The organism is Streptomyces sp. NPDC048479 (assembly GCF_040651435.1).
Lineage (GTDB): Bacteria > Actinomycetota > Actinomycetes > Streptomycetales > Streptomycetaceae > Streptomyces.
In genome coordinates, this window is sequence record NZ_JBEZKA010000008.1 from 1 (window position 1) to 20,751 (window position 20,751).

Consider the following 20,751-nt stretch of genomic DNA (forward strand, 5'->3'; position numbering starts at 1 on the left):
CGGAAGCCGACAGATCTACTCCAAGGCAACTGTGGCCAGTTGTCGCACGGGTCAGGCTCCGGCCCCCGACGGCACTCCAGGAGTCTCACAGTTGTGGCAGATCACGAACGGCTTGTCGGTCACGTGGAAGCTGATCGAAGCGCCGATGGAATTGGACATCAGGAACTCCCTCAAGCGAGTTGGGTGGCGATGGCCTCAGCCATCGGGGCGGGGACACCGAGGCGAGCGCGCAGGGTGTCGGGGTCGATGGCGCGTCCGGTGGCCGAGTGGTGAGCGTCGGCGAGCTTCCGCGCGTGGGTGATCAGGGCAGCCGGTACAGCAGGGGCCGCAGGCAGTGCCGGGGCGGGGTCAGGCTCGGGCTCGGGCTCGGGCTGGGCGATCTCGTCTCGGATGACCTCGCGTTCGGGCTCAACCGAGGCGAGCGGCGCATGCTCCTCGTGCTCAGGCCCGGGGGTGTGCACGAGGAGTGTGCCGCCGAGGAAGGCGAGTGCCGGCCACCCGGCGACGAGGATGCGCAGCCAGTCGGGCACCTCGTTCAGGTCGAGCAGTCCGGCTGTGGCGATGTTGGCGCCGAGTGAGGCAGCGAGCGCCACCGCGAACCAGGACCAGGCGCCACGTCGGGGTGCGTCGGAGTCCCGCAGAGTCCGGAGCCGACGCCACGCGGCGACGAGCAGCAGATCCACGGAGACCGGGTAGGCCCACGCCTTCCAACCGCCCTGCCCGGCAGCCTCGGCCAGGTCGTGAAGGTGGGAGAAGGACAGCGCACCCGCGATGACGGCTTGCACGAGCACCGCATCCAGTCGGAGTGATGACCGCATGGCGTCAGTCCTTGTCCGATGCCAAGGCGAAGGCCTTGGAGGGCGCGGAGGGGCGGAAGGGTGCGAGGCTGGGAATAGCGGGCGTCAGCCCGGCGTACTCGACGCAGGCGGCGACAGCATCGGCCAGGCCCGTGAACGGGCTGCGGACGAGGGACCAGCCGCCGGACGAGTCACCTGCCACCGCGACGCCACGTTGGTCGGGCCCGATGGTGGTCGCGGCGAGGACGGCTAGGGGGCTGATGTCCCCGAGCGCCATCTTGGCCGTGGTCTCGTCGTTTACCCGGTGCGAGATCCGGCCTGTGAGCTGGGCGCGCAACGCGGTTGCTCCCTTTCCGAGTTCGGCCCCGAAGCGCTGCCCGCACACCTCCAGGTAGATACCGGCGGCCCGGCCGAGCTGGGCGAGTCGTACGAGCTGTGTGACCATCTGGTCCCGGCGCTTCTCGTCAGCCGCACTCGCGGTGAGGAAGAGCTCCGCCACCTCGTCGATGAAGACGACAACCGGCACCGGCCGCATGGCCACGGGCAAGCCCCAGAGGTCCGAGGAGATCGACTCCGGTGAGGAGCCGGACGCGATTCCTTGAACCTTCCTGATCAGCTCGTATCGTTCGGTCATCTCCGTGACCAGTGCGTCCAGCAGGTCGGCGGCTTCCTCGGACGTGCAGGCCAGTGCTGACAACCTTGGCGAGAACGGCGCCAGTTCCACGCCCCACTTACAGTCGATACCGACCAGCGCGACCGGCTGAGGAGCGAGACCAGCCAGCAGGCCGCGCAGGTAAACCGACTTCCCCGACTCCGTCGCACCCATCACGAGCTCATGGGCGATGGTCCGGAAGTCCCGCGTATGAACAGCACCGTCAGAGCGCAGCGCCACCGGCACACTCAACAGCTTCAGCGTTGCGGCGCGAGGCATCACGACTCGACGCAGCACGTCGTAGCCGATGACCCGGACCTGAAGCCACCCCGGCGTGAGCGCAGTGACATGCACGGCGTACGCACGCCAGGAGTGCCGCAGCCGCTCGGTAGCCGTCTCGAAGTCCCGGACCTCCTGGCCCGGTTGCATCCTGATCCGCAGCACCAGGCCGCTCGCGGTGATACGGGCCCGGGTGAGACGCGGCACCATTCGGGACGGGGTCCGATTCGTAGCTGCCGCGACGGCGAGCCGGAGCCGGGACGGAGGCTCGGTGAGTCCGCATGCCTCCATGACCGATCGGTACGTGGTCGCGATGCGGACCAGCTTCGCCGGGGCACCGAGGGCGACCCAGTACCAGACGGGCCGCTGCCGACGCAGGACGAGCAGTCCGGCGACTATCAGCGCGAGGCCGGTGAACGCAGTGATCTGTCCGCCGGTCATCGGTCAGCCCGCCAGCGAGGTGACGGCGGCCGCGCGGAACGAAATGCCGTGCCGCTTCTGGCCGTTGAACTCGTTCTCCCACGGCCGGGCGATGAGGCCGGTCAGCGCGACGGGCGTACCCATGGTCAGCTCGCCGGAGATGTCGTCCTCGATCACGGTCACCGTGACGACCTCAGCGTTGCCGTTGCCGACGAAGAGCACGTCCACCGTCATCAGCGGCTTGCTCGTCTCGGTGTCGACGGCGATCAGACCGTTCTTCTTGTCCTTCATCTTCTGCTGCGGCGGCTGGGCGACCATGACGGTCACGCCGGTCATGTCCACAGGGATCAAACGCACAGAGATCACTCCTCTAGAGGTGCTGGACTCTGTCACTCATGTACATGAGTGACATGAAGAAGAGTGCCTGACTCCTATACATGAGTCAACCCGCCGAGACCAAGAAGTCGCGGCGGGCTGTAGGGAGTTGAGCGAGCGTCAGTCGGCGGCAGGGATGCGGTAGCTGAAAACGAACTGGTCAGCGGCCATGAGGGTGTCGCAGACCTCGACCACGCGACCTTCCTCGGTCACCGCCTCGCGGGTGAGATGAACGACCGGAGCACCGGGGCTCAGGGCGAGTTCGGTGGCTTCCGCCTTGGCGGCCGGGCGCGCCTGAAGCGTCTCGACGAACTCGGCGAAGACATGGCCGTCACCCTCCAGCCGGGCATAGATGCCACCGGGGCCAGGGTTCTCGGCGAACAGTTCGGGGATGTCCTTGACCACGTCCCAGGGGAGGTACGACGTAGCGGTCTCGACCGGGGTCCCGTTGCGGAAGTAGAGCCGCCGACGGGCGAGCACTTGGGTGCCGGCCTCAACACCGAGCCGATCGGCGATGTCCTCGGGCGCTTCCATCGGGCCGATGTAGAGGACGCTCACCTTGGCTGTCGCTCCGGACTGCTCGGACTCGGCAAGGTACGCGGCTTTGCCGCCCCGCCGATGCGATGCCCGGAACCGGTCCGACGACCTCAGCCGTACGGGCGGGCGGTCCTTCACCATCGAGCCCTTGCCGTGTCGGGTGTCGACGAGCCCGCTGGCCCGGACCTCCACCATGGCCTTGCGAATCGTGCCGCCGGAGACGCCGTAGCGCTCGACGAGCTCGGACTCGCTCGGCACCATGTCACCAGGCTTCAAGACACCAGCCCGGATCTGCTTGATGATGTCGTCGGCGATCTGCACGTATCGAGGTCCGTTCGTGCCCCCTCCTACCGCGGTTCCCATAGTCCTTCTCACTCTCCTATGCTCCTGTACATGAGTAACAGCGCCCGCGAAGGTCAGTCAACGCCACTGCACTCCGTGTCTGTGGCCGGGGCTGTGGTGCGCGAGGACGGCAGACTCCTGGCGATCCGCCGAGCGGACAACGGGACTTGGGAGTTGCCTGGCGGAGTTCTGGAGCTCTCCGAGTCACCCGAAGCAGGCGTTAGCCGCGAGGTCTTGGAGGAGACCGGCATCCACGTCGAGGTGGACGAACTCTCGGGCGTCTACAAGAACACGACGCGCGGCATCGTCGCCCTGGTCTTCCGCTGCAAGCCCTCAGGCGGCATCGAGCGCACCTCCGACGAGTCGACGGCAGTCGCCTGGCTCACGCCCGAGGAAGTCGCCGAGTGCATGTCCGAGGTCTACGCGGTGCGACTCCTGGACGCCTTGGACGAGGACGGTCCTCACGTACGGAGTCACGACGGCAAGCGCCTGATCCCAGCGCGGTAGAACTTTCTCTACTCGATCAAGGCGCCGCGCAAGCGCGGCGCGCGCCGCAGCCCCCGGCCGCGGGCTTGCCTTTGTCTTCGCCCGGCTGCCCCCGGCCGGGCGGCGGCGCACCGAGCGCGGACGCCAACCGTCAGAGAAAGGCCGGCGCGGGGCTGGGGCGGTCGGCTCCACGGCTTTACGCAGCCACCATGGGGCGAGCCTCGAAGATCGGGGCCCACGTCGGACATTAGCGGGCAGGTCAACAGACCGCCCGAGTCGCCGCAAGCTTACGGGCCCCGATCTCTCGCCCCATGGCAGCTCCCGCCCAAAGCCGCTACGCCGACCTCGGCAACGATGTGTCATCGCATATCGCAACAAGCCCGTGATCCGGCGCGTATGGCCACCCACACTGCCGCCACTTTCCCGACCGCACTTGCGATCGAGCTTCCCGTAGACCACCAATCCGTCATCCAGGGACCATAGCCCCCGCGTCCGACACGCCCAGCTTGGTCGGCAACCTCAACGGCTTCCCACGGCGCGGATGCTGGCCTCCAGCGCCGCCATGGTGTCGACCGCCGGCTCCAGGTCGGCGGGTGCCTGCAACTCACCGCCCGTCACCTTCCCCGCCACCAACTGCTCCAGCGCCCTTCACCTCCCCAAGTGGCGGAATTAGCCATATGGAGCAAACGTGGAGGTGTAGGCGCTTGGGGGAATTCGTGCATGGGATCCGACCCCGTGACCACCAAACCCCAGGGAGTGATGATGACCAAGCCAGTAGTGCGCCCCAAGGCGGGCCCCGAGGCAGACGCCGCCTTTTTCAAGGACGTTGAGGCCGTGATGGCCAAGCATCCCGAGGCTGCGAAGAAGTACTCCATCCGCTACATCGGTGCCGAAACCGAGGCTCTGAAGATCGACTTCGGCAAGCAGGTTGGGGTTTCGCGTCTTGAGGGTGAACGACTCATCACCGAATTCATCGACCGCGACACCGTCCAATCCGAAGACGGGGATCCCGCTGATTTGGGCGGTAGGTTCTGCTGTGAGTGGGTTAGAACAGAAACCCGACTGATATGCGTCAAGATCTGCGACTGACCAGCGGGTTGGTTCGGCACGATCAACGCACAAAATGCCACTCCCGGCGGCAGATGCTCAGCGGCAAGAACAAGGCTCGCAGGCAACCGTGGACCGCCTGCTCATCAATTGCAGTGTGTTGATCGCCTTTCCGACAAGCACCGCCCGCCCTCGGTATCACACCAAGAAGCCCAGGTCCTCGCGGACGCCCCCAACGGACGTGGGTGACATCCACGGCTGACATCAACGTAGAGGAACACCAGCGGTCCCGGACGGTCAGACATGACCGTGCCCTTCTGTGGTGACGTGCCTCCAGGCGACCCGCGCTCGAACTCCTAAAGCGGGTGTCGCAGGTTCGAATCCTGCCGGGGGCACATCACTAAGGGCCAGTTCAAAGGGTTGATCCCTCGAACTGGCCCTTTTGCATGATCGCGCCCGTGCCACGCACCGACCTCACGGACCGAAGCAGGACCGTCCGGGGCCGTTTGCGTGAGCGGTGCGTGAGCGAACGAGTCGCCAGGCCCCGGTATTTCCCCCGACGGATCAGCACCGTCCAACACGGCCCCCGGACCGGGCTCCTCCGCCTCGGCGGGTTCGGGCTCCGCTTCGGGGACCGTTTCCGCACGCCTGTGGGTACCGGTAACGGTGTCACCCTATGCAACCTGTTTTGTGCTCCCGCTGCGCTGACCTACTACCGGAGGAAATGATCTTTATGCCGTTCGGTTCGACGCAGGTCCAGAGATTGGAGTTCGTGGATCGTCGATGTCAACTGTGATCTCGACCCCCGAGGTTGAGCTAAAGGTAGCGACATTGTTGGACAGCTGGATCCGATCAAATGGATTGGATTCCACGAAGAAAATCGCCCAAATTAGCGCACGATCAACAGTCAAACGTGCAATGAACCCCTCTGACCCGTACGAACCCTCGCCGCCCCACAGTAGCCCCTTCCTCCCCAGGTCTACTGCGGCAAGCCCATCAACCGAAGATTTCCAAGACGGATCGCTTTCCAGCATCTCATCCAGGTCGAAGGGGGCGAGCACCGTAAAGCCGCTCGGTGCGTCGGGGTCGAGGGCGACATCATAAGAGTGCCCGTCGGCGAAGTGCAGTGCATCTCTGATGGGAAGCTCAAAGTCTTCCCATAGGCGTTCGATCGCGGTCATTTCTTCTTGCATTTTCCGTTGCGCACGTACTGCGGCCTCTCCTGGAGTCCCGCCGGGGGGACTGGCTCGCCTAGTTAATTTCTGTTCCGCGCGGAATTAATGCGCCTTGTTCCGCCCATGTTCGTCCAGTTGTTGAATCGGGGTGAACCGCGTTCGGTCGACTCGCTCGATGGTTACCGGCCTCCCCACTTCGCGCGCTGCATCAAGCCTTCGGTGGTCGTATGACACCAGTTGGCCATCTACTTCCATGACCTTCAACGCTGTTCTGGGGCGTCGCCACTCCCACTCCCGGGAGCGCGTCTTCTCCACATAGTCGTTCGGGGATACGGCGCGTTGGGAGAAGTTTAGATCTTCGGGATTGGCCCATTCTGGTCCGTCCCCAGCAAGCCCTAGGTGTATTGATCATGAGCGTTGTTGACACTTGCGGGTCTTGATCATGGCGAAGACCTCCGGTGTGGTGGAGGTGTCTAGGCTCCACACCACGCACGGAGGTCTTCGTGTCCCACCGTAATGCCCGGCTGACCGTTCACGGCAGGCGGCTGCTGGTTGAACGTGTCTGTTCCGGACGGCCGGTCGCCCATGTGGCCGCCGAGATGGGTATCTCTCGGGCCACGGCTCACAGCCGTCGCCGTCCTCGGGGTCATTGGCATGTAGCCCTGCGACAGTGCGTCGAGTCTGCCGCTGCACTCTTGTTCCTCCTCAACGCGTGTCCCCGCGAAGATCCGGACGCGGTCCTCCAATTTCTGGTTTGAGGCCGAGGGTTCCTGTAGCGCCGGCCGCCGGTGAGAACCTGGGCATCGGCGGACCGGCCGGCAACGCGGCATGGCAGGCATGCTGCGACAGCGCGCCACCGCGCTGGAGTTCATCGAACCCCAACGCAGCGACGATGGCCGCCGCCACGCCCGCCTCCACGGCTGGGACCGATGGTCCGACATCGCTGCGCACTACGCGACGGACTCCGACGATGCCCTCGACCTCTACGGCACCCGCCTGTGCTTCTACGCGGTCAAGCGCATCGCCTGGACGTGAGGAAGGAGGCGGGGAAAGTTCACCCTGTGCAGGCCGTGCTGCCGGAACGCGGGCGTCTGGCTCTCACCGCTGCCTCCCGCCCGGGGTCTGCCGCGGGGCAGGCGGGTGATCGTCCGTCAAGCTCCGTTGTCAGTGCCTCCCCATAGTGTGGAGACATCGCTCGGGGAGCCTCGGAGAAGGAGCAGAAACGTGTCCGCCAACAAGATCCAGCACAAGGTGAATCACGTCGCGCTGGTAGTGGACTGTTCGGGTTCCATGCATCAGCACCAGAGTCAACTCATCCGCGTCGTAGATGAGTTCGTGGCGGGCTTGAAGGCCGAGTCGGACAGCCTCGGTCATGAGACCCGGATCAGCCTCTACTCCTTCGACCATAAGGTGGAGAACCTGGTCTGGGACATGGACGTGAAGCATCTGCCGTCCATGCGGGGTCTGTACAAGGTCAACAATGGCGCTACGGCCCTCATAGAAGCCTCTCTGAAGTCCCTGGACGACCTGGGCCACATCTGGGAGGCGTACGGCGAACACAGCTTCCTCCAGATCGTGGTGACGGACGGCGAGGAGAACGCCTCCGGCGGCGACAGACGGCACGACGGCGACATGGCCATCCTCGGCCCCTGGCTCGACAAGATCGCGGCGAAGATGGGTGCGCTTCCGGGCCACTGGACTTCCGCGATCCTCGTTCCGAACTCCCTGGCGAAGCGAACCGCCCAGAACTACGGCTTCCCGGCCGGAAACATCGCCATCTGGGATGCGGATTCCCAGGAGGGTGTCGAGGAGGCGATCGGTACCGTGCGCGCTGCCGCCACCAGCTTCCTCCGTGGCCGCGAGCAGGGCGTGCGCGGCACGAAGAACCTGTTTGCGGTCGGCCAGGACATATCGGTCGACGACGTGCGGGCTAACCTCGAACCGGTCCCGGCCGACAAGTATCGACTCCTGAAGGTCGACACGGAGGTCGAGATTCGATCCTTTGTTGATTCGCATCCGGGCGTGACGTACGAACGCGGGTCGTGTTACTACCAGCTGGGCACCCGGGTTCAGGTTCAGCCCGACAAGGAAGTCATCGTGGTCGAGAAGGACACTGACCGCGCATACACGGGCGACGCGGCACGCAGTCTTCTGTTCGGCACGGGTATCCAGGGGACCGTCTCCGTGAAGGCGGGGCGTAATCCCAAGTTGGAGGTATACGTGCAGAGTCGTTCGGTGAACAGAAAGCTCAAGCCGAAGACGCGTCTGCTCATCATGCTCTGAAATTCACGGCAAGGGCGTAGAGCAGGTGGTCTGGCACTGCCCCGTAAATGATCTATGACGTGCTGGATGAGCCGCTGCATGCATGATCACCCGGCGAGGGCGAGGTTGTGCACGCGGGCGATGCCAAGCATCGCCTCGTGGACGCCGTCGCCTCCCAGGCGGCAGTCGCGGAGGATCTTCTGCACGAGGTCCAGATCTGCTCTCGTGGCGACCGTAATCGTGTCGCTCTGCTTACGGGGGCCGAGGTCTTCGATCACGTAGTCGATCGTGCCCAGGGAGTGAGCGAACTCCGCGGCGCACTCCGGCCGTTGAGCGGAAGGTCATCGACCTCGACCGTGAACGGCGGGTGCAAGACGGTCAGTTCGTAGCGGACGCCGCTGCCATGGGTTATACGGTCGGGCGGGAAGGTCCAGAAGCCGGTGTCAGCCATGCCCGTCACCGTAACGAGTTCCCGATCTCCTCGAGGTGCACTCGCCCGCGCCTGGGCTCGGACCGCTACGCGTGGTTCCAACACGCGCTTGGCTGCACAGGCGCTCCCGGTCTCACCGCCTTCGCCGGGGACATAACGGCAACCGCGCAAGGTGCTGGCTGGCCTGCCGTTGCCGCGTTTCCAGGACGGGCACCTCGTGCTGGCCGTGGACGTGTCGCCGTGACTGCGCTCGGACGCGCCGTGCTCGGCGGAGAGAGCAACGCGATGGCGGCGACGGAGAGTTCGTCGCCCTTGTGGGATTGGGCTGTCTGAGCGGCGGGACGGGATGGCGTCATGTCCTGCTCAGCTGTCGGCCGCGCCGATCATCGATGCCGGTCGCGGCTGGTGGCTCCTGAGCCCGGGCGACGTCTCTACGCGCGGCCCTTGGCCTCGGTGTCGGCGTCGGCGACGGCAATCGCGACGCCGAGTGCCTTGGCGATGTTGCCGGCTGCCATCATGACGCGAGCCGTGCCCACGATGGGGGCGATGGCGACCAGGACATCCTGCAGCTGCTCAGCGGTCAGGCCGGCCTGGAGGGCTGGGTCGATGTGGGCGAGGTAGGAGATCGGCGGAGCGTCCGAGGCGGCGAGGGCCGCGATGCGGGTGACCATGAACATGTCCGGGGTCAGCCCGCACCGCTCAATCGAGTCGACCGTCATCGCGGCGAGGGTGTCCAGTACCGGGGTTTCAGATGCTGTGGCCATGGGGGGGGTCGTCTCCTGTGGGTGTCGTGACGAGGATCAGCGGCGGTAGTAGCTCCGCATCTTCGGTGCAGCGTGTACTGCTCGACCGTAAGCCTGTTTCCCGCAGGTTGCCTGTCCAGGGGGATCGTCGAAGGCGGGGGCAAGCTCAGCGAGCCGCTTCCCGGGCCCCCGACCGGGGACGCACACTGGCAGGTCACCAGCGCCCCCACGAGCGGGATGCTGCACGAGCCCTCCCGGGCACCTCGGACGGCACCCGGACCGGTCGTCGGTTGTTCCGGTTCCTCACCCGGCCATGAGGATGTCCCATCCGGTCCATGGCATCAGAATTGGCGTTATCTACCATTTCCGCCTGATCGGAGACAGCCCATGAAGGACCTCAAGTTTGAGCAGAAGCGCTCGCTGTCACGCCTTGAGGCGGCTGATCAGCTCACGGCGCTCGCGGCCGCGCTGAGGGAAGGTGGGGAGGCCGAACTGGAAGTCGGCGCCGGGAAGTTGAGCCTGCGGATCCCCGACGACCTTCGCAGCGAGATAGAGATCGAGGTCGGTAACGGGGAGATCGAGCTGGAGATCGAGTTCAAGTGGCCGACCGCACCGACCCGGACCGCGCCATCGCAGGCGGTGGCAGGCACAGAAGAGCCCGCGAGGAGGCGGAAGAGCGCGCCTGCCAAGCCCGGGCGGAGCAGCACCGGCACCAACAGGAGCAAGAGCGCGAAGCGGTCCGCGACAAAAACGCCCTGAGCCGCGTCAAGGCCCTCGGCTGGCCACCACGGCCGAGCGGGCCCGCGCCCAGGGCGACGAGGCTCGGCGGGTCACCCGGCGGTGATTCACAACCAGCTGATCACGGTGCTGATACCGATGCACATGAGCGCGAGGCAGACGATCAAGCCCACCATGCATCCCAGTCCGAAGAGCGAGTCATGGACGGATCCCGGCTCGGTGGGTTCGTCAGCCCCAGAGCCCGCCTGGTCCCAGTCCACCGGTTTCCCCGAGGACTGCGATGCAGCGAGGCGTATCGCAGCCAGTTGTGCACGAGCGAAGGGAGTCTCCGCTGCCGCTTCCGAGCCACGCCAAGCCAGTGCCCGCATACGGTCGGCCGGGTGCCGGTAGCGGGCTTCGAAGGCCGCCACCTCCTCGGGAGAGCGCCCGGCGTCGAGGTAACTCCAGCGGCCGGCTTGCGCCGACTCCCCGAACAGGCGATAGACGTCCGCGAGCCTGACGCGAAGGGCGAGGTCTGCGGGGAAAGAGGACACCAGCCCACGCAAACGCTGCCGTGCCACGGGAAGGCGGCCCGCCGCGAGGTCGGTGTCCACTTTGGCCAAGGTGTTCTCGATAGTCACGATGGGCCATGATTGCTTCCAACCACGTTGCGCGCCAAGGGTTTCCCGTGCAGGCCGGCCGATGGGCCCCGCCGTCCCTGGGGAGGGGGCAGCGGGGCCCAGGGTGTCACCCGGGGAAGTCCAACTACTTGAGGCAGACCGTGGAGGACTTCGCCTCGTTCGTCACCCCGTTGACGGTGAACCGCACGGTGCCTCCGTAGGGGCCGCCGACGTATCCGGCTCCCCAGTCGTAGCAGTCCGGGACGGCCGCCGTGGGTCCGTAGCAGGCCCGCTGGGTGCCGGTGCTCAGCGTCATCTGCTCGCAGGAGGCGTCGCCGAAGTCGCTGGAGATGACACCGGAGACGGTAACGGCCGTGCCGGAATGGTTGTTTGCGACCAGGACGACCTGGGCGCGGCCCAAGTCGCTGACAACGAGACAGCCCTGGAAGGCCACCCCGTTGACCGCGGTGTGCGCCACGCTCTTCCCGCAGCTGGTGACCTTACCGACCAGCTGCCATTGCGGCGCGGCCACGGCCGTGCCGGAGCCCAGAATCACGCTGCCGAGCACGGCAGCCCCCGCCGCGACTGTCTTCAACACCCGACGCATGGCATCCCCCTCTGCATTACCGGTGATGAGGTTCGAACTCCAGATCAATTCGGGGAGGGACGTGTCCCCTTTTGGGCAGGACGCCGGGGGCGGGGATTCACGACCAGCCTTGGGCCCACGATCCCTCAGGGGGACACGTCCGCCCTTCGCGCAGGGACTCTGTAGCGCGGCCATTTGCGCTGTGAACGTCGGGGCGTCCAGGTTAGGAGGACACTGGGCGTATGGCCCTACCCAAAACGCATCGTTGCTCGACCTGCTCGGACGGTGCCGCGCAGGACACAGTCCTTCACGAAGACCTGGTTGTCGGAGCACCGCTGTCCATGGAGGATCTCACCGACGCGCAGCGCCTCGACCGGTTCGCCCGCAAGTATGCCCACGACGGTTGCCTGGTCAGAGAAGTCCGGCGGGTGCCGCACGACAGCTTGAGCGGCTACGCCTGGTCCGTCCGCTTCACCGAGAGTTCGTAACAAGTGGATCACCGGCCGCTCCCGGAAGACGCCTGCATCCACCGCTGACATCAACGACGGCGGAGCGGGTGTCGCCGGTTCGAATCCTGCCGGGGGCACCGGCGAAAAGGCCACCTACCAACCTTGGTAGGTGGCCTTTGACATGTCTGACATCAACGGCGGCGGTCACTCACGGCCGGACGCCTCTTGAGCAGCCGTTCCAGGTGGCTGATGGCCCCGCGCTCCGTGTCCTGGCACCGCCCCGCCGCTCGGTCGTCTGCTGGCTGCCGACTGGGTGCCAAACGCATCCGAGAAGGAGAAATCCAGGGCCCAATCGGAGGACCTAGTTTCACCTCATCGGCTGCCATAGAGGCTTACCGGTAGGCCTATCGGCTTACCCGACAGGCCAGGCCCATCCCAAGCTTGTAGCGTCAGTTCCCAGGCGCCGAGCTGCGCCGAATCACCAAACCGATACTAAACCAAACTTTACTGCGGATTAAATCGGGACAGGGCTACTGCCGCGTCCGCACCGATGCGCCTGAATTACAGAAAGGGAAAGAATTGACTCTCAGCAAGATAGCTCCAAAAGTGACTTTAGGGCTATTTGTCGTAGCGGTCTCCGCTTCGGCCGTCGCTCCTGCTTCCACGGCAACCGTCCCCCATGAGCCACGGAACATAAAGCCCTCCCATGGGGCACGGAGCATAAAATCCTCCCTTGACGCGCGGAGCATAAAATTCACATCCAAGCGGCTCAAGGGCGGGCTGATTGAATGCGCGTCCGAAAACCCCGGACTGGCAGCTTTCCTCACTCGAGACATAGCGAAGTCGCTGAAAAATCGCGCCAGTAAAGCCTCGGTGGTGCTGTACGACCGGACCACCCATACCTCCTGCGCATACGGCGCGGACAAGCACTACGACTCCGCGAGCATAGTCAAGCCGATAATACTGGGGGCTCTGCTCCTGGACAGAGGCGTCCACCTGTCCGAGGAAAAGAAGGACCTGGCGAGGCAGATGATCGTGAGCTCGGACAACGACGCGACGTACACCCTGTGGGACAGCGTAGGCCCCAAAAATATCCAGAATTTCCTGGACAAGGCCGGAATGAAGAACACCGTCCTCGACGAAGCAGGCTTCATGGGCCTGACCCAGGTCACTGCAAGAGACCAGGCCAAACTGCTTGAGCTGCTCACCGCCAAGGACAACTCGGTCCTGAACGCTGAAGAGCGCACCTACATCCTGGGCCTCATGCGTGATGTGCAGAAAGATCAGCGGTGGGGAACTCCCGCCGCGGCTCCCTCGGATGCTGCCGTACAGGTCAAGAACGGGTGGCTTCAGCGTTCCGAGACCGGGCTCAAGAACTCCTGGGACCGTGGAGATTGGAAGGTCAACAGCATGAGTGCGATCACCGGCCGTGCCTACGACTATGGCCTCGTGGTCCTCACCGAGAACAACAGAGTTCCTGAAGGCGAGTCGCCGGAGGTGGGGTGGGACTACGGCATGGATACGGTTGAGGGCGTGGCAAAGGCCATTCACCATGACCTGTACCCGGACCACACTCCCCCGGCTACCGGCAATCCCAGCCTATGAACAGTGCGCAGCAGGTGACCGCACCCGCGATTCAGGCCAGGCACTCAAAGATCAGTGACTACGGAGAAAGCTGACGAACTCCTCGAACTCCACCTTGTTGGTGCGGGATACCCTCCGTTTTTCCTGGAGCGTCATGGGAATGTCCCCCACTTCCGCTCCGGCCAGCATCAAGGGGACGGCGACGCGGGACGAATCGCCGCTGAACTCGGCGTTGAGGATGGCCCCGAACGCGTTCTTGGTCCAGCCCCGGCGGGGCGTTATCGGACGTATCTTTACCCAAGCGGGCGTCGCAGGTTCGAATCCTGCCGGGGCACCAGCGCAAAGACCCTCAGCCGATCACGGCCGGGGGTCTTTGACATTCGCTCAGGACTTGCCGGGCGCGAGGTCGCCGATCACCCCGATCCGGATGCCCAACCATGGATAGGTGTGGTTGTAGAACACATTGTCCTGCGGTTGCAGTCCGACCGCCGAGGGCCACAACTGGAAGGCCGCGGCGTTGGAAATCCCGCCGTGCAATCGCCGCCAGACCCGCCCGAAGTCCCGTCCGGACGGAGCATCTGTGATCGTGTCGGTCCACTCGACCGCGTTACCGCCCTGGTCGAGAGTGCCCCACGGCGAGGTCGACCTCGCCTGGCCGACCGTGCCGAGACTGCCCTGGTAGATCTCGGGGTAGGTGATGGGGTCCAGGCCGAGCGGATTGACGGTGGAACAGACGTCGGGCTGCACCTGTGCCGGGCACCAGCTCGGTGCAGGGAGGCCGGTGTCGTGGTACGAGGCCAGTGGTTGGGTCGCCGCATTGGTGACATCGCCCGTGGTGGGGTTGAGGACGGTGGGGCTGGGGGCGCTGTTGTCGTCGTCGGCGAAGACCCCCGGGTTGGTCGGGTACTTCCAGTAGGAGTGGGTGCCGCCGCCGCGCGGATCGTAGTAAGCCGCCTTGATCCACTCGTTCTGGCTCGGCACGACGAAACCGGAGTCCTGGGTCCGGGTCGTATCCGGCCTGGCGAGGTCGTACATCCCGCGCTCGGTCCGCGCCGACAGTTCGACCTGGTAGGTGACGTAGCTGAAGGAGCCGCTGCTGCTGGCCCGCTTGGAGATCAGTCGACCGTTGTTGAGCGAGTTGACGAAGCGCGCCGCCTCCAGGAAGTTCGCGAAGCCGTACGGTTTGTGGGCCCATTCGGGATAGGCCACCGAGTAGTGGCTGCCGCTGCCGGCCCCGGCGGAGAAGTTGATCTGGCCGTACTTCGGCCACGCCGACGAGCTCTCGGTCGTCTCGTCATAGAGACCATGGCGATTGCGCCCACCGGGATCGACCGTGTTCAGGAACGCCACCCACTGCTCGACGGTGACCTCTAGCTGTCCGATCTCGTAGGGATATCTGACGCCGCCGACCATCAGGCAGTCAGCCGAGGTCGTGGGGGCATCGGCGCAGGACCGGTAGACGGCGTCCGTGAACGGGATGATGCCCACCGATCGATTGCCGGGCGCGCCGACCTTGGCGGTCGTCACTGTGATGATCGCGCCCCCACGGGATGTGGCGCTCCCGGAGGAACGAGGCTCGGCGGCAGCGGCACTGGAGCCGGCCATCGCGGGCGGAGCGAGCAGCGCCGACACCCCGCACGTCGCGATGACGGCCCTGCCGAGGCGAGTGCGGCTGAAAGCGAAGTGCATGGGCATACCCTTTTCGGCCATGGCAGCCCGCCCCCAGCCGGGGAACAGCACGAAGCGGCCCGATGATGATCACAACAACGGCTGACGCCACACTAGCTCCGCCCGCTACTCTCCGCTTCCGTACGATCACGGGATCGGAGCGCACGAACACTACGAACAGCCACACCGTCCCGCCGGTACAGGCCTAAGGTCGGCCGCATGAGTCAGTACGCCACAGCGATTCAGGACGCGGCACAGGAACAGGACCACTTCGGCCCGAGCGGCCACGACATCCGTCAGCCCGTCCGCGTGCACGCGGTTCACTGGCCCGATCCCGGCGGCACCGGCTGGGAAGAGGCGAGGACGATGTGCGGCCGGCCTACGGTCGGAATGGAGAAGGCCGTGCACACGGCTCCCGATCCCACCCTCTGGCATGCGCCCAGATGGGATCAGCTGAAGTGCGGCACCTGCGACGAAGCAGTGCGGAACGCCACGCACAACTGATGCCCACGAGTGCGGACTGCGGGCCCCGACTCGCCTGTCAGGCCCGGCAGTCCGCTCTCATCTGCGCCGCCGCGTGGTGTGCGCCCCCGCGTTGGTCGCTGCCCCAGTCCTTGCCGCGGTCCACGAGCTGCACCGTGAGCTGCTGATTGAGGACCGGGATCTTCTCCACGATCAGGCCGCTGCCCCGCAGTGACGTCTGGTCGATCTCGAAGGACTTGATCGCGCTGTCCTGGTCGGCGGGATCGGCCAGCACCGTGTACGTCGTCGGATCGCCCGCCACATCGCGGTCGCGCTCGCTCTCGGGGATGGCGACGGACACCGAGCAGGTCGTGTATCCACTGCCCACGTACCAGGACCAGGTGGCTGTGCCCCCGCTGTCCTTGGTCGGACTGCCCGACATGGGGACTGCGCTGAAGCTGCCGTCGCAGCCGTCACCCTTGTGGCCGCCTGCGTACACCGTGTACCAGCCGTCGTCGCCGTCGATGAAACGGCCGCGCTCCTGGTAGCTGCCGCCGCCGGTGCAACCGGGCCCCGCCCAGGCGGAGTACGAAGGGCGGTGGACGTTCTGCGGGGGCTTCGGCTTCTTCTCGCCCTGGGAACCGCCGGGGCTCGGCGACGGCGAGCGCGTCGGTGACTCGGAGGGGGCGCCGGGCAGCGCCGTGGGCTCGATGCGCTGCGGGGCGCCGCCGAAGTCGCCGCGGTCGAAGTCGGAGTCGGAGTCACCGCCGGACGCGTCCGCCCCGGCCCGTTCCGAGTCGCCTCCGTACAGCGCCACCGCCGTGACGACCAGGGTGAGTGCCATCAGCACAACCCCGCCGACCAGCAGGATCTTTCCGGTTCGGGAGAAGAGGGAGACGCGTCCTGCCAGTGTGTCGCGGGCCTCCCGCGCCCCGCTCAGGGTCCGGCCTCTGGCACCAGCCACTCTGCCTCCTGTGCACTCCGGGCATGACATCCCGGGCAGCGACATCCTGCCGTCGCCGCCGCCGCATCGTTCGCATGCCGTGTCACACCCGCACCACTGGACCAACCGCGCGGTATGACAAGGGTGTCCACTATGCATCAGCGGAACAGGACGAGGTAGGTGTTAACGGCGGTAAGGGGTCAGCGGAGTTCGTCGGGACAGTCCGTACCGCGCGGTAGCTGGTACGGAGCAGCCAGGCGGTACAAACCCGGCGCAGGCGCGAGCAGTTCGGTCCACTCGTCGCCGTCCACGTCCTTCTGCGCCTTCAGCAGACAGCCGTTGGGATTGACGAAGGTCTTGCGCCCGCCCGAACGCGCCTTCGACTCGTCCGTCTCCTGCGGGCCCTTCACCTTCTTGCCCTGCTCGTCGACGATGCTCAGCCACGGCGAGTACGGGACCCGGATCAGCACCCGGCCCGCCGTCCTCACCTGGATCGTGAGCTCACCCGCGCCGGCGTGCTCCACGGCGGCCGGCGGGTCGGCCAGCGGCATCGGGTTCTTCACCGCGAACAGCTGCCAGTTCCCGTCACCCCAGAGCCGCGTCAGATACGGCTGGCCCGCACGCACCAGTTCCGCCTCCTGCTTCGCGCCGCTGGAATCCGGCGCGCCCTTCGGCAGCACGACATAGTGGACCGCCCACCGGTCCAGCCAGCCGCGGTAGCCGGCCGAGGTCAGCGTCTTCTCCTCGTCGTAGAAGAGCGGATTGCGCTTCATGTCCGCCTGCCGGTTCCAGCCGCGGGCCAGATTGACGTACGGAGCGAGGGCGGACGCCTCCCGGTGGCTGCTGGCGGGCACGACCTCGACCCGGCCACGCTCCGCGCGGAGCCCCTGGAGCCGGTCGACCAGCGGCGCGAGCTCACGGTTCCAGGACGCCGTCGGGGCCGTACGCACCATGTCGTCGACGCCCTTGAAGCCGATCCAGAAGTTCAGGCCCAGGAAGGCGATCACGAGCGCGTACCACTTGCGGGAACGCGGCACGTTGTACGGCAGCGCGGCAAGCAGCACCACGCCCGCGAAGAGCATCGGGAGCCGGGACACGTTCGACCCGATCTGGGACTCGAACACCCAGGTGAGCAGGGTGCCGACGCTGTAGACGGCCGCGCCGGTGCGGACGGTGCGCCACTCCTTCGGTACGAGGACGAGGACAAGGACTCCGAAGAGGAACGGCAACGAGGTCGACCAGAACGACATCGGCTGCGTACCGGAGAAGGGGAACAACCAGGCGGAGAGCGCCACGACCAGGACCGGGGCGACGCCGACGGCGTACGCACCGGGGCGGCGCTTGTTCAGGAACAGCGCCGCCGCGACGACGCCGAGGAAGAGCCCGGCGACCGGGCTCGACGCGGTGGCAAGCCCGGCGAGCGGTGCCGCGACAGCCGCCTTCGCCCAGCGTTTGTGGCGCCAGCGGTACGGCCAGCAGAAGACCGCGGCGACCGCGCCGAGAGCGAACATCATGCCGAGACCGAAGGTCACCCGGCCCGAGAGCGCGTTGCAGAAGAAGGCGAAGATTCCGGCGAGCGAGCAGGCAACGGGATTACGGACGGCGCGGACGCGGACCAGGATCAGCGCGGTCAGGGCCGCCGAGACCGTACCAGCGATCATCATCGTCGAACGGACGCCGAGCAGCGACATCAGATACGGCGAGACGACGCTGTACGAGACCGGGTGCATTCCGCCGTACCAGGCGAGGTTGTACGCGGAGTCGGGGTGCCGGCCGACGAACTCGGCCCAGGCGTCCTGGGCCGCGATGTCGCCGCCGCTGTTCGCCAGGAAGAAGAACCAGAGCAGATGGGTGAGCGCGGCGAGTGCGGTCGTGAGGAGCACGGGGTGACGCGTGAGCCGGTCGCGGAGATCGGCGACGGGACCGGGGTCGGCAGCGGATTCCGGACCGGGGCCGGGCAGGGGCGGGCGTATTCGCAGCCCGGTGTCGGGGCTGTTCCCGTCCGCCTGTGTCGGCTCAGCGGTGGTCACTGCGGCTCTCCCCGTCTTCCCCGGCTGTGCGGTTGTCCCCCGGCCTGCCAACCTCCGACGTGCTCCAGCTGACGTTCCGTGCTGACGTCCGTCCGACTTCCGTCCTGACGTTCCATGCTCAAGGACGCTGTCCAGGCGCCCAGAAGTTGCCCCGGGACGCTAACACGCGGGCGTCCCGGGATCCCGGGACGCCCGCGCGGCCGGAGCAGCGCCACGCCCTAGCCGAGGCGGGTCAGCTTGTCGCCCAATCCAGGCTCCACCAGGTCCTGCTGGAGCGCGACCGGTGCGGTGACCTTGCCCGTGCCGGAGCCGACGGAGACCTGGCCGACGACGTCGCCCGCCTTCGCGGAGTGCGGGAGCGCCTTGCCGCTGTCGCTGATCGCGATCTGGACCTTGAGGCCGCCCCAGCCGACCGCCTTGAGGTCCTTGGTGGCGACGACGGCTGTCCGGCCGCCGAGGCCGTTGTCGACGTAACCGACGACATCGCCCTTCTTGACGACGGTCGCGGAGGTGACGCCCTTCTGGGCGGCCTTGATCATGGCGATGCTGTAGTCGATCGCCAGGTTCAGCTTGTCGTCGAGAATGGTGGCCTTCTGGGCGCCCATGGCGACACCGACGATGCGGCGTACCTTGCCGTCGACCTCGACGTTGGCGGACCAGAGCAGATTGCCGCCGGCCGGGGTGGAGGAGCCGGTCTTGATGCCGCCCACTCCCTCCTCCAGCAGGGCCTTGTCGTTGTTGTTGCGGATCGTCCCGTCGATGCCGGGGACCGTGGTCAGCGTCGTGTCCACGATCCCCCGGAACACGTCGTTCTGCATGACCGCCTTGGCGAGCTTGAGCTGGTCCTGCGGGGTGGACATGGTGGTGGCCTTCAGGCCGCTCGGGTCCGTGTAGGTGGAGTTGGTCATGCCGAGGTCCTTGGCGGCGTCGTTCATCTTCTTGACGAACTCGGCCTCGGTCTTGGCGTCCCAGCGGGCGAGCAGGCGCGCGGCGTTGTTGCTGGAGGGAATCATCAGCAACTGCAGCATCTGCTTCTCGGTGAACTGCTGTCCCTTCGAGAAGTTCGCCCGCGACTCGTCCTGGTTGTTCGACTCGTCCGCCGCCTGCTGGTCGACGGTGACCTTTGGGCCGACCTCTTCGCCCTTGAGCGGGTGGTCCCGGAGGATCACGTACGCCGTCATCGTCTTCGCAACGCTCGCGAGCGGTGCGGGCTTCTGGGCGCCGTATGTGCCGATGCTGCCGACGCCCTCGACCTCGACGGCGCCCTGACCCTCGTCCGGGAACGGCAGGCTGAGCGGGCCGCCCTTGAAGGTGAACGTGGGCTCCGCGGAGAGCGCGAGTGACGGCTCCGGGAGCGGGCGTACGCCCTGTACGACCGCAAAGACGATCAGGAGCAGCAGAGCCAGCGGCGTCCAGATCTTGACCCGCCGCACGACGGTACGGACCGGGGTCTGCGGCGGGGGCGGGGTGTTCGTCAGCTCGGCGAGCAGATCGAGCGGCGGCAGCGGGGGCATGGGCTGCTGCTTGGTCCGCTCGGCCTCGGTGAGCGCGGCGGGTGCGGCCGGGGTGGTTGCGGCGGGGGCGGCCGCTTGGGGCTTGGCCGCGGCGGGATCCCGTACGTCGTCGGCCCGCAGGGGTACGAACGTGCTGGAGCGCGGGGCATCGGCCTCGGGCTCGGGCTTGGGCTTGGACCTGACCGCCGGGGGCACCTTGAGCGCGGTGGTGGGCTGATCGACGGCGGGCCGCCGAGGCGTCTTGAACACGGCGGTGGGCTGATCGACCGTGCGCTTGGGGGCGGCGGGGGCGGCCTGGTCGGCGGCCTGGTCCGCGGGTGTGGCGCCCTTTGCTTCCGCAGATGCGGCGCCCTTGGCGGGTGCCGGCTCGGCGGCGCCGCCGGTACCGGTGTCGGTGCCTGACGGGACCTCGACTTCGGCGGCAGGCGCGGGCACGGCCGCCGGCTTCGCGGCCTCGGAGCCCGAGCCTTCGGCGCCCGCGGGCTCCGGTTCGGCCGTCGCGTCGTCCGAGGTCTCCCCGTCGTCCTGACCCGACGACACCGAAGCGGCAGCCTCGTCGGACGGCGCGGCCGGCGATGCAGGCTTCGCAGCGTCGGAGGCCGAGCCTTCGGCGTCTCCAGGCTCCGTGGACGC

At 66.6% G+C, this 20,751-nt stretch carries 21 protein-coding genes and 2 pseudogenes; 9 read left to right on the plus strand and 14 right to left on the minus strand.

From position 1 onward, the window contains the following. Positions 1–170: 170 nt before the first annotated feature. The 4 genes from AB0D12_RS14480 to AB0D12_RS14495 all read right to left on the minus strand — a co-directional run bounded on the left by AB0D12_RS14480 (position 171) and on the right by AB0D12_RS14495 (position 3,423). Positions 171–818 (minus strand): DUF2637 domain-containing protein, encoded by a 648-nt coding sequence (locus tag AB0D12_RS14480; RefSeq protein ID WP_362681324.1) that lies wholly within the window; start codon positions 816–818, stop codon positions 171–173. 4 nt (positions 819–822) lie between these two features. Then, the gene (locus AB0D12_RS14485) at positions 823–2,169 is read right to left on the minus strand and encodes an FtsK/SpoIIIE domain-containing protein (RefSeq protein WP_362681327.1); all 1,347 of its coding nucleotides are present in this window, start codon (positions 2,167–2,169) and stop codon (positions 823–825) included. Between the two features lie 3 nt (positions 2,170–2,172). Continuing rightward, positions 2,173–2,505 carry a hypothetical protein gene (locus AB0D12_RS14490; protein WP_362681330.1) on the minus strand — a complete coding sequence of 111 codons (333 nt, stop codon included), beginning with the start codon at positions 2,503–2,505 and terminating at the stop codon, positions 2,173–2,175. A gap of 138 nt (positions 2,506–2,643) precedes the next feature. Further along, a complete protein-coding gene (locus tag AB0D12_RS14495) occupies positions 2,644–3,423 on the minus strand; it encodes a GntR family transcriptional regulator (protein ID WP_362681333.1) in 780 nt (259 codons plus the stop codon). 18 nt (positions 3,424–3,441) lie between these two features. Here AB0D12_RS14495 and AB0D12_RS14500 point away from each other — a divergent pair, with 18 nt between their 5' ends. Together AB0D12_RS14500 and AB0D12_RS14505 are read left to right on the plus strand one after the other, a co-directional pair. Continuing rightward, positions 3,442–3,909 (plus strand): NUDIX domain-containing protein, encoded by a 468-nt coding sequence (locus tag AB0D12_RS14500; RefSeq protein WP_362681336.1) that lies wholly within the window; start codon positions 3,442–3,444, stop codon positions 3,907–3,909. 714 nt (positions 3,910–4,623) lie between these two features. Continuing rightward, entirely contained in the window at positions 4,624–4,977 is a 354-nt protein-coding gene (locus AB0D12_RS14505; protein ID WP_362681339.1) for a hypothetical protein, read from the plus strand. Positions 4,978–5,666: 689 nt separating this feature from the next. On the opposite strand, the gene AB0D12_RS14510 is transcribed toward AB0D12_RS14505, so the two are convergent. After that, complete coding sequence (locus AB0D12_RS14510) at positions 5,667–6,116, minus strand: hypothetical protein (RefSeq protein ID WP_362681342.1); 450 nt, start codon at positions 6,114–6,116, stop codon at positions 5,667–5,669. Between the two features lie 497 nt (positions 6,117–6,613). Between AB0D12_RS14510 and AB0D12_RS14515 the strand changes: the two are divergent. The 3 genes and pseudogenes from AB0D12_RS14515 to AB0D12_RS14525 all read left to right on the plus strand — a co-directional run. Further along, positions 6,614–6,736, plus strand: a pseudogene (locus AB0D12_RS14515) (leucine zipper domain-containing protein); the annotation flags it as partial. Positions 6,737–6,947: 211 nt separating this feature from the next. Next, positions 6,948–7,145, plus strand: a complete 198-nt coding sequence (locus AB0D12_RS14520) for a hypothetical protein (protein WP_362681345.1) — start codon at positions 6,948–6,950, stop codon at positions 7,143–7,145. Between the two features lie 189 nt (positions 7,146–7,334). Beyond that, a complete protein-coding gene (locus AB0D12_RS14525) occupies positions 7,335–8,393 on the plus strand; it encodes a vWA domain-containing protein (RefSeq protein ID WP_362681348.1) in 1,059 nt (352 codons plus the stop codon). Between the two features lie 86 nt (positions 8,394–8,479). On the opposite strand, the pseudogene AB0D12_RS14530 reads toward AB0D12_RS14525, so the two are convergent. From AB0D12_RS14530 to AB0D12_RS14540, 3 genes and pseudogenes are all read right to left on the minus strand, one after another. Beyond that, a pseudogene (locus AB0D12_RS14530) lies at positions 8,480–8,572 on the minus strand (IS5/IS1182 family transposase); the annotation flags it as partial. A 74-nt stretch (positions 8,573–8,646) separates the two neighbouring features. After that, on the minus strand, positions 8,647–8,823 hold the full coding sequence (locus AB0D12_RS14535) for a hypothetical protein (protein ID WP_362681351.1): 177 nt from the start codon (positions 8,821–8,823) through the stop codon (positions 8,647–8,649). A 410-nt stretch (positions 8,824–9,233) separates the two neighbouring features. Then, positions 9,234–9,566 (minus strand): carboxymuconolactone decarboxylase family protein, encoded by a 333-nt coding sequence (locus AB0D12_RS14540; protein WP_362681354.1) that lies wholly within the window; start codon positions 9,564–9,566, stop codon positions 9,234–9,236. Between the two features lie 366 nt (positions 9,567–9,932). Here AB0D12_RS14540 and AB0D12_RS14545 point away from each other — a divergent pair, with 366 nt between their 5' ends. Further along, positions 9,933–10,304: an amphi-Trp domain-containing protein gene (locus tag AB0D12_RS14545; RefSeq protein WP_362681357.1), complete on the plus strand. Its 372-nt coding sequence runs from the start codon at positions 9,933–9,935 to the stop codon at positions 10,302–10,304. A gap of 86 nt (positions 10,305–10,390) precedes the next feature. On the opposite strand, the gene AB0D12_RS14550 is transcribed toward AB0D12_RS14545, so the two are convergent. Together AB0D12_RS14550 and AB0D12_RS14555 are read right to left on the minus strand one after the other, a co-directional pair. Continuing rightward, positions 10,391–10,903: a DUF6584 family protein gene (locus AB0D12_RS14550; RefSeq protein ID WP_362681360.1), complete on the minus strand. Its 513-nt coding sequence runs from the start codon at positions 10,901–10,903 to the stop codon at positions 10,391–10,393. A 124-nt stretch (positions 10,904–11,027) separates the two neighbouring features. Beyond that, positions 11,028–11,480 carry a hypothetical protein gene (locus tag AB0D12_RS14555; protein ID WP_362681363.1) on the minus strand — a complete coding sequence of 151 codons (453 nt, stop codon included), beginning with the start codon at positions 11,478–11,480 and terminating at the stop codon, positions 11,028–11,030. 329 nt (positions 11,481–11,809) lie between these two features. Here AB0D12_RS14555 and AB0D12_RS14560 point away from each other — a divergent pair, with 329 nt between their 5' ends. Continuing rightward, a complete protein-coding gene (locus tag AB0D12_RS14560) occupies positions 11,810–11,956 on the plus strand; it encodes a hypothetical protein (protein ID WP_362681366.1) in 147 nt (48 codons plus the stop codon). Positions 11,957–12,496: 540 nt separating this feature from the next. Further along, positions 12,497–13,522 (plus strand): serine hydrolase, encoded by a 1,026-nt coding sequence (locus tag AB0D12_RS14565; RefSeq protein ID WP_362681369.1) that lies wholly within the window; start codon positions 12,497–12,499, stop codon positions 13,520–13,522. A gap of 363 nt (positions 13,523–13,885) precedes the next feature. Here the strand turns inward: AB0D12_RS14565 and AB0D12_RS14570 are convergent, their stop codons facing one another. Then, positions 13,886–15,190 carry a hypothetical protein gene (locus AB0D12_RS14570; protein WP_362681372.1) on the minus strand — a complete coding sequence of 435 codons (1,305 nt, stop codon included), beginning with the start codon at positions 15,188–15,190 and terminating at the stop codon, positions 13,886–13,888. Positions 15,191–15,388: 198 nt separating this feature from the next. Between AB0D12_RS14570 and AB0D12_RS14575 the strand changes: the two genes are divergently transcribed. After that, on the plus strand, positions 15,389–15,673 hold the full coding sequence (locus AB0D12_RS14575) for a hypothetical protein (RefSeq protein WP_362681375.1): 285 nt from the start codon (positions 15,389–15,391) through the stop codon (positions 15,671–15,673). 37 nt (positions 15,674–15,710) lie between these two features. On the opposite strand, the gene AB0D12_RS14580 is transcribed toward AB0D12_RS14575, so the two are convergent. The 3 genes from AB0D12_RS14580 to AB0D12_RS14590 form a co-directional block, all read right to left on the minus strand. After that, positions 15,711–16,595, minus strand: coding sequence for an adhesin (locus AB0D12_RS14580; RefSeq protein WP_362681378.1), 885 nt, complete (start codon positions 16,593–16,595; stop codon positions 15,711–15,713). A 179-nt stretch (positions 16,596–16,774) separates the two neighbouring features. Further along, entirely contained in the window at positions 16,775–18,457 is a 1,683-nt protein-coding gene (locus AB0D12_RS14585) for an MFS transporter (protein WP_362682062.1), read from the minus strand. Positions 18,458–18,822: 365 nt separating this feature from the next. After that, positions 18,823–20,751: serine hydrolase (locus tag AB0D12_RS14590; RefSeq protein WP_362681381.1), on the minus strand; the 1,929-nt coding region annotated here is incomplete at its 5' end.